1 protein-coding gene is annotated in these 885 nt (G+C 68.4%); it reads right to left on the reverse strand.

The features are described from left to right. On the reverse strand, positions 1-333 hold a 333-nt coding region (locus LPA54_RS33200; RefSeq protein ID WP_228984450.1), incomplete at its 3' end, for an alpha/beta fold hydrolase. Positions 334-885 lie beyond the last annotated feature (552 nt).

Raw genomic sequence — 885 nt, forward strand, 5'->3', positions numbered from 1 at the left:
GGTGCCGAGGTAGCGGCCGACCTCACCGGTGCCCATCGAGAACCCGACGAGGACCGCGTCGCGCAGGTCCAGGGTCTCCATGACGGTGTTCAGGTCGGCGGCGAAGGTGTCGTAGTCGTACCCGGTCGTCGGCTGGCTCGACTGCCCGAACCCGCGCCGGTCGTAGGTGATGACCCGGTACCCGGCGGCGAGCAGGGCGCGGGTCTGCTTCTCCCAGGAGTGACCGTCGAGCGGATACCCGTGGATCAGCACGACCGGCTGCCCGGTGCCGTGGTCCTCGTAGTACAGGTCGATGGTGGTGCTGTTCTCCTGGCCGACGGTGATGAACGGCATGGTGGTGGCCTTCCGTTGAGGTCCGGTGTGCGGTGAGCACTGATGTAGAAGATAGCGCGCCATTTGATCGTGCGCAACTAGATTGCGCACAACTTAAATGGCCGGCGTCATTCAGTCGCCGCGTCGTGCAGCCACACGGGCGGGCGGCTTCCCGCCGTGCCGGCGTGTGCGCACTGTGGCGACCCGGCCGCACTGCTCTCATTCCATCTGCCGCAACGGGGGCGAGCGTCCACCGCCGGGCGGAGATCGGCCTATGTCGGAGGTTGTAGCGGGCGCGTGGGGTGCGGGTGAACCCGGAGGTGGTGGAGCGGTGCCTCTCCTGCCGCAGACCGGCACACGGGTGTCCGGCACGGTGGCCGTGGCCCTCGGCAGGTCTCTCACGAGGTCGAGGTCAGGTCGACGCTGTCCGGCTTGCGGAACCGCAGGTACCCCTTACCCATACCCTCGGCGAAGGCGACCTCGGCGGCGCCGCCCGCTCGTACGCGGGCAGGTAGGCGTCGAATCTTTTCCGCGCCCTGCACCGTGCGGCAAGCCTAATGGGGTGGCTAGGGC

The sequence above is a fragment of the Streptomyces sp. DH12 genome (assembly GCF_020873895.1).
In the GTDB taxonomy this organism is placed as follows: domain Bacteria; phylum Actinomycetota; class Actinomycetes; order Streptomycetales; family Streptomycetaceae; genus Streptomyces.